Here is an 8,100-nt window from a genome sequence, read left to right as displayed (position 1 = left end):
GGCCATGTCTTTTGATTAATTTGATCAGATGATCGCAATTATTATGCATAAATGGATGCAACTGAGCATTGGCATATCGAGCGCCTTCCCACATAGACATATGAGCAAAAAAATCAATATAAACCGGCGTGTCTGGTGAACAGATAGTCTGTAATAGTGCGGTGTTTGCATTCCATCCCGATTGTGATAGTAGGCAAGTATCAAATTGAGCGAAACTGGCTAATTGTTTCTCAAGTGGCGGTTTGGTTTCGTCATCTTGCAGAAAGATACCAGACATAAAGAGGCTATCATGACTCTCATCAATTGCTTTTTTCAATCGTGTTTTAACTAGAGGGTGATTGGATAAGCTGAGATAGTCATTACTTTGTAAAAGTATGTCATTATTTGCTGGTCTTTTACCTAATACGAGATGTTTACCATTATGATTGTTCTCAATCAAATCATGGATAAATAAATCTAGACGTCTTTGAACAAATTCAGGTAGACGCGTATTTTTAACATCATTTTTCATTGATCATATCCTTTTTACATTTAATAAATGCCAGCTGACAATGGATATATTGATATGAAAAAATTAATTGTCATTAGTGATATATTATAGTTTTGCGGTAGCTAGCAAACTCTATTATATTGAATTTATTATCTATTTGTCATTCGTACGTTCAGGGAGTCTATCTGTTGATATATTTAAAATATGGATTTTTAATAAAGTGATTAAATATTAATAATATTTATTATCGAGTCAATTTTATATATACCCAAACAACTTGCAGTTGCAGGTAGGCGGCAGAAGACTTTATGAGCATAGTCAACACTGCTCCGGCTTCAAGTCGGAAGGGTATAATTGAATGAGAACTCTTCGAGTGGAACGGGAGGTCCAAATAAGTAGCCTTGAAAATGAAAACAACCATAGCTAGCTAATCGGTCTCGTTGGGCTTTGGTTTCAACTCCCTCAGCAATAACAGACAATTTCATGCTGTTAGCAAGTGAAACAATGGTGCGTGCAATATCAGCATCGTGCCTATTTGTAGTTAAATCATGTACAAAAGATTGATCGATTTTCAACTCATCTAAAGGTAACTGTTTTAGGTAATTGAGTGATGAGTACCCAGTTCCAAAATCATCTAAAGCAAAATGGACACCATATTGCTTGAGTTGAGCGATTTTCGTGATGGTGTCTTTGAGATCTTGATGCAACATACTCTCTGTGATTTCTAGTTTTAGTTGGTTAGGATCAACGCCGTGCTTTTCAATCGCGGTGATAATCTGTGTCACAAAATGAGCTTGATGAAATTGCTTGGCGCTGATGTTAATCGCGAGCACCAAATCTTGTGTTAACTCACTCTGTTTCCACCGTGATAAGACTTTACAGGCTTGGTTCAGCACCCATTCACCGAGAGGTAAAATTAGCCCAGTTTCCTCGGCAACGGGAATAAAGTGACCGGGAGAGATCATACCATGCGTAGGGTGTTTCCAACGGATTAACGCCTCAGCACCAATGAGTTTTCCGCTGTGATTGACTTGAGGTTGGTAGTAAAGCATGAATTGCTGATGACTGAGTCCATAACGAAGATCATTAGCCATTTTTGCGTGAGCTAATACGGCTTTTTGCATTTCAGGGTTGAAGAAACGGTGGGTATTTCTTCCTGCTCCTTTTGATTGGTACATGGCTAAATCAGCATGTTTGAGTAAGTCATCAACACGAAGTGTTTCACCTTTGAATAGCGTAATCCCAATACTTAACGTGCTAAAATGTTCAATATTATCAATTTGATATGGCTTTTCTTGGGCGTGGAGAATTTTTTGACAAAGTTGATCGGCATGTTGAGAGGCTTGTTCTTCACTGCTACCTAGTTGTTCAAGAATGATGACAAATTCATCGCCACCAATGCGAGCAACCGTATCTGTTCGTCTGACACAATCGATTAAACGTTGGCTAACTAGCGTTAAAAATTTATCCCCTACATCGTGTCCACGGGTATCATTTAGAGTTTTAAAATCATCCAAATCTAGGTATAGCACAGCAGCGTAATGCCCATTTCTTGTTGTATTCCGTCTCGTTTGATCGAGGCGTTCTAATAGAAGTTGACGGTTGGGGAGGCCGGTTAACTGGTCGTAGAAAGCTAATTGTTTAATTTTATTTTCTGCGGCATTACGCTGAGTAACATCGACTAAGGTAATAACATAATTGATGATTGATTCGTCATTATCGCTCATCACTGCCGTTATATGTGTCCACTGCAGGTAATCCTCACCATTTTTTCTTCGATTCCATATTTCACCTTGCCAAGTTCCATGGGTTGATAGATGTTGGTTTAGTTTTTTATAATAATGTTTATCATACTGTTGTGATCGAATCACATTTAAATGTTGTCCAAGAACATCAGATGGTTGATATCCGGTAATATCAGTAAAAGCTTGGTTAACTCGTAAAATATAGCGATTGGCGTCTGTGACGATCATGCCTTCTGCTGACTCAAAGACGGTCGCGGCAATTTTTAGGTTTTCAACCATATGCTGCATTGCTTCACCAACTTGATTGTATTCATAAACACCAGTTGGTAAGAATCGAGTTCTTAGCCCTTGTTGGATACCTTGGATATAGTTAGTGAGTTGGCTAATCGCACGGTTATGGCTTAAGTGCAGTACCCAAGCAGCAATAACGAGTAAGCAGAGAAATCCGCCCGATAATAGAAGAAAAGAGTGCATATAATGCTCTTTGACTGAGGGAAAACGGCTATCTTTTATGCCTAATTCGAGCGTAATGGGAAACGTTTGATGATGAAGCTTAATGGGAGAACGGTACAAATAAAAAGAGGGTGAAGATAATACACTGGAATTTTCACCCGTAGTCAGCGATAACGGTGATGAAGAAGCGGCGTTATACCGTATAAGCGATTTATTTTGATATTGTAGACTGAAGGTATCTAAATCTGCCTGTTCAGCAAGATACTTAAGGAATGTTCGATTTTGTCCAATTGCCAAGCCAATAAACATGTATCCTCTTAAATTGATGGTAGCAGGATCAAAAATAGGAACAGCTTTGATAAACGCGGTCAGCGAAGCACTATGAACTAGTGTCCAACGGTTAGCGTAATGTAGAGGGGAGTGCATGTTTTGTAGCAGAGGCTCAATCTTATAAAGAGGCAACCCTGCATTGATGAGCAAGTTGTCAGAGGTATCGACTAAAAAAAATATATCTAATATGGCTCCGACATTAGAGTCTTGTAACATAAAAATCATATCATCAGCCACTGAATCAAATTCAGTATCTTGTTCTGCTAAAGATGAGAAAATCCGGTTTGATGCGGTAGTGTGTAGATAAACCTCCAATAAATCTAAGCGATTTTCAATTAAACTTTGGACGGTGCGTTGCCTTTGGATAAAATTATTATCAATTTTATCCTGTAAATAGTTTTCTGCCGTGTGCACTGCATATAGCATTGAGATAAGCAAAGCGAACAGGCCGAGAAAACCAAAGATTAAAGTAATCCGTGTAGCAAATTTCAGTTCCCACCTTTTATTTCTCATCCTATTTTTTGGGGGAAGACTCGGTGACATACAATCTTTACTCCTGTGCGGTTTGTTTATGCTCTATTTGAGTTTTTACCTTCAATTATCGGTGAGCGTCATAACGTTCAAACGATAGAGACTCGGAAATAAGTTGCTTATATTCGTGGAGCTGTATTGTAAATAATGCTTTTAATTCGGATTCTTCCATAAAGATAACCGGCATTTTTATTTTTTTCTCGGTGACCTGTTGAAAGCGTAAATCTTGAGTTGCCTCTTTGAGAGCTTGTTTAAGAATAGCCACATGATTATCAGGAGTATTTGCAGGGACAGCAACCACTCGAATGGCGTGAATACTTACGCCATAGCCCAACTCTTTCAGAGACGGAGCGTTGGGATAATAGGCTAATCGATCATCTGCGAGGCTTACTAAAACATGCATTAATCCAGAATCCGTATATATACTGTGTGTACCTCCACTAAAGGCAATGTCGGCATCGCCTGATAAAATTAATGGGGCCATTCCTGAACCTCCAGTGGTGGGGACAATACGTAATGAGATATTTTCTCGTTGCATGATTCGTTGGATAACAAATCGATCTTGCGCATTTTGTGAAGCATAAATTAAGCCAGGATTTTGTTTGGCATAGTGAATAAATTCATCCCACGTTTTAAAAGGCTTGTTCGCTCCGGTAATAAAGGCATTTTGATCTAAAGTAAGGCCCGCTACATAACGAAAACTGTCGAGCGAATACGAGGCAGAATTAGCCAATGGAGCAAAGGTATACGGCAGAGAAAGGCCGTACTGGAAGGTATATCCTTGATCGTTACTATGAGCCAACATAGCCGCTGCTGCTGCACCACCAGCTCCAGGATGATAAATAATATTAACGGGCTGTTTGAGTTTTTCTGTGAGAATCTTGGCTAAAACCTGTCCTTGTATATCAGTACTTCCGCCGGGATTAAAACCAATTAACATGGTTAATGGACGAGTAGGAAAGGCATTATCGGTTAATGCTAGAGGTGAAAATATACCTAAACTCAGTAGTAGGATGAATTTAATATAGGAGCAGATGAAAATTCTTTTCATAACAGTGATCTATATTGTTGAATTACTCTAAGTTTAGGAAGGCTTTTTCATTCTGTCTATGAGCGATGAAAAGTATCAAACACTCGTATCAACAATATAAAATCGGGCTCATAATTGATGAAGGTTATATATTATTGGTTGTGGAATCCGGGCTAATTTCTGGCCAATACATACGTATATATCCATAGGTAACCCAGATAACGAGCAAAGTTGCAATGCTTAATTCGATAAATCCAAAATAGTGCAGCCAATTCCACTGGGGATGATTGTGTTGAAAGAAAGTCGTTAAATGGTGCATAGCAATAGCACTAATGACTGAAGGGAAGGTAACCGCGGCAATCGATGGTTGAAATGCTAACCGAAGCAGCCTGAAATAGCATAAGTAAATAAGCAGAGTCATGGTGATGGCTATGCCTGCTAACGCACCCGTGAGGATTGGATCTGGGGATGAGAAATTAACCAAGTAAGTGGCTAACGTTAAATTGATCGGCGCGGCCATAATCGCTAAGGTTGGTCGGGCTCGTCTCGGAAGCATCCCTTCAAAAACTAATCGATAAAGTACGACGGGTAGCATCACAAAATAGATAGCAATACAGAGATTAACTAAGCTCTCAGAAAAAACAGTATGGCCAAATTGGGTTCCAGCAAGAGAGCTGCTAATCAGTCCCACTGGATACAAAAACCAACTAGGTACAATATGAGCTATTTTGAAATTTTTCAGTTGGAAGTAAAAAAACAATAGCATCATGATGATATGCAAAAAGAGTGATATTGCCCAAATTGGGTAAGCAATAGTAGGGGAGATCACCGCGAGATAGTCACAAAGGATCAGTAACGCCATACTCATTGGTGCCATAAGGCTACCAAATAATGGATGGCGGATATCACAGAGAAATGTTGAATAGCTGGTTAGATATTTAAAAAGAACAGGCAGCAGAAGGAGTGCTCCTGCGATTGCCATATAAGGCCGAATCGTTAAGCCAATATTAGGCAAGTATAAAGCCCATGCTTGCCCTAAGCCAATGACACCGAGTGCCAATGCGGCTTGAGCGGGTGGAACGCTCTGTACAGAAATTAATCTTTTCCAGTTCAATCTCCACTTCCTTGTATGACATGGCATAAAATGAGCCGCGATTCTACCAAGTTTCAGCAAGCTAGTGCGTATAATCAGGTGGATAGATCTCACAAAACGGTAAGGTAATAATGGTTAGTTTTTTACAAGGGCATTGATCAGTAAAATATCCCCGATATACTCTTGCGACTTGAATCTGCAGGGGGGCTCGCCCATCACATCGCCTGTCTATGCTTATGGAAATTATGAGAGCCATCCGTGGCTCTCACCAAAGGCCAGCCTACAGCTGTTCAAATTTGTTCCAGACAAATTTGTCACTCACTTGCCGCCTACCTGCAACTCCAAGTTGTTTGGGTGTAGTATGGGTGTGAATTTAACCGTGAAAGATCAACAGCCCCTAGGATTGCGGTAAATCTTGCTGGCGTAATTTGTCGTTCTTTAAGGTTCGATGCAATAACTGACTGTAGATAGGCTGTCCACCGAGCAGTTGCGCGAAAATAACAGCGCCCAAGCTGGTGATGATTAACGGTAAAATTAAGTAGTAGTTATTTGTCATTTCGATCACAAGCAATATTCCAGTGATTGGAGCACGAACGGTAGCGGCAAAAAGCGCCCCCATCCCTGCAATCGCGAACATGCCAGGTTCTATATTTAATTCTGGAAACAGACTTTGAGTAATCAATCCAAAAGCATAGCCAAATAGCGTTCCGAGTGCCAACATCGGAGCAAAAATGCCCCCTGGTGCGCCAGAGCCAAAACAGAGTAAAGTTGTCAGGATACGACCGACGAAAAGCAACAGCAGTAATGCTGCCCCATATTCTCCGGTGGTAACCGCAGGAATTAATGCAATTCCTCCCCCAGTTAGCTCTGGAATATAGAGCAGTGTTAATCCGAAACAACCACCGAGCAATGATCCGGTGATAAGGTAGCGTATGCGGGCATTTTTATGAATTTTGACAAATAAATCTTGAGCAAGAGTAATCAACTTATTAAATAGTACGCCAAAGAGACCAAACAGTATCCCGAGTAATAAAAATAGGCCAAGTGCGATCAACTCCGGTGGTTGATACTGAGGCATAGTAATGACAGCCGATTGATCGTTAATCAGCCTAAAGACGATATTTGCTGAGACAGAAGAGATGATCACCGCTCGCACGGAAATAAGCGTATAACGAAATTGAGGGCGCATCTCCTCCATCACAAACATAATTCCAGCCAGCGGTGCGTTAAAGGCCGCAGCTAGTCCTCCAGCGGCACCAGCCGCGAGCAAAGAGTGACGGGTATCTTCATTTTTTACTCGAAAAATATCGGATACCATGCGACCAATAGCACCGCCCATCTGAACCGTTGGCCCTTCACGGCCGAGTACCATACCCGATCCTAGAGCCCCCATACCGCCGAAAAATTTAACGGGTAGAACTCGCCACCAACGTACCGGACGTATGCCATCCATCGCTCCTTCAATTTCAGGAATGCCTGAGCCAGCAGCTTCGGGCGCAAAACGATGGACCAGAAAGTAGCCAATAAATGCGAGTCCAGCACTGATTAAAAACGCAGCGAGCCAGAGAGGAAGAAGATGTCCAATCGAACCTTTTAACCATTCAGTTCGGGTTTCAGATACCAGATGGACGGCATGTTCAAAATAAGTACCAACTAAACCTGCCAGTACACCAACGACAATGGCTAATAGTAATACAGAAATAGAGGTTTTATCTTTAGAGAGAAATTGATTGAGGGTATCTTTGGGAACTTTGACAAATAAACGGTGAGGGAATTTCTCTCGCTTTAACATTAAATGATCAGCCTCGTGATAAGTAACAAAATGTAAATTATACGCAGACAATTTATTAACTATAGCGCCAAATATGAAATATTGACTTTCAAAAATGATTTTTTTTAGGACTCATGTTCAAAAGCGCGATCAAAGCTAGAAAATAAGGTAAAAGATTTGAATTCAGCGATAAATCAGCCATAGTTAAAGCGTAAGGCAAGCAAAGTATTTCAAAATGGAGGAAACGAATGCCTTACCTACAATTTGGACGGATTCAACCTACAATTCAGATAGCCTCGATTATGATCAGGTTGCAACGATAGCCTTCCTGATTCGCATCACTCACGATTGAGTTACGAGGATTAAGGCGCGCTTATACAGTGCGCCTTTTACTATTCAAGTGCTGGTCCTCGGCTCGTTTCGGTCTACACCTCTTTATTTTTTGTATATACTCCGCGAAAAGGAGTAGCACGATGACAAAAAAAGTCCCGACTAATATTATTACTGGCTTTCTTGGCGTAGGTAAAACGACCACGATTTTAAACTTATTGAAGCATAAACCGGCCGATGAAAAGTGGGCGGTGTTGGTGAATGAGTTTGGTGAAATTGGTATTGATGGCGCGATGATGTCCGAACAAGGGGCATTCATTAAAGAAG

At 40.7% G+C, this 8,100-nt stretch carries 5 protein-coding genes and 1 pseudogene; 1 reads left to right on the top strand and 5 read right to left on the bottom strand.

Annotated elements, in window-relative coordinates; genetic code table 11:
- The 5 genes and pseudogenes from B7C60_RS18655 to clcA all read right to left on the bottom strand — a co-directional run.
- Positions 1-439 (bottom strand): annotated as a pseudogene (locus B7C60_RS18655) (aminotransferase class I/II-fold pyridoxal phosphate-dependent enzyme); the annotation flags it as partial.
- 386 nt (positions 440-825) lie between these two features.
- Positions 826-3,444, bottom strand: a complete 2,619-nt coding sequence (locus tag B7C60_RS08805; protein ID WP_161433800.1) for a putative bifunctional diguanylate cyclase/phosphodiesterase — start codon at positions 3,442-3,444, stop codon at positions 826-828.
- Positions 3,445-3,616: 172 nt separating this feature from the next.
- Entirely contained in the window at positions 3,617-4,600 is a 984-nt protein-coding gene (locus B7C60_RS08800; RefSeq protein ID WP_099611320.1) for a tripartite tricarboxylate transporter substrate binding protein, read from the bottom strand.
- 124 nt (positions 4,601-4,724) lie between these two features.
- Positions 4,725-5,693, bottom strand: coding sequence for a TDT family transporter (locus B7C60_RS08795; RefSeq protein ID WP_099611319.1), 969 nt, complete (start codon positions 5,691-5,693; stop codon positions 4,725-4,727).
- Positions 5,694-6,069: 376 nt separating this feature from the next.
- The gene (gene clcA / locus B7C60_RS08790) at positions 6,070-7,464 is read right to left on the bottom strand and encodes a H(+)/Cl(-) exchange transporter ClcA (protein ID WP_099611318.1); all 1,395 of its coding nucleotides are present in this window, start codon (positions 7,462-7,464) and stop codon (positions 6,070-6,072) included.
- Between the two features lie 452 nt (positions 7,465-7,916).
- Here clcA and B7C60_RS18650 point away from each other — a divergent pair.
- Positions 7,917-8,100, top strand: a 184-nt coding sequence (locus B7C60_RS18650) for a CobW-like GTP-binding protein (protein ID WP_245869028.1), incomplete at its 3' end; no start/stop codon positions are given.

This window comes from Vibrio fujianensis, assembly GCF_002749895.1.
In the GTDB taxonomy this organism is placed as follows: domain Bacteria; phylum Pseudomonadota; class Gammaproteobacteria; order Enterobacterales; family Vibrionaceae; genus Vibrio; species Vibrio fujianensis.
This window is presented reverse-complemented; position numbering and strand designations above follow the sequence as displayed.

What these genes read in the sequence shown, in the direction of transcription:
- B7C60_RS08805 (WP_161433800.1), bottom strand. Translation starts at nt 3,444, where the DNA reads ATGCTATATGCAGTGCACACGGCAGAAAACTATTTACAGGATAAAATT.
- B7C60_RS08800 (WP_099611320.1), bottom strand. Translation starts at nt 4,600, where the DNA reads ATGAAAAGAATTTTCATCTGCTCCTATATTAAATTCATCCTACTACTG.
- clcA (WP_099611318.1), bottom strand. Translation starts at nt 7,464, where the DNA reads ATGTTAAAGCGAGAGAAATTCCCTCACCGTTTATTTGTCAAAGTTCCC.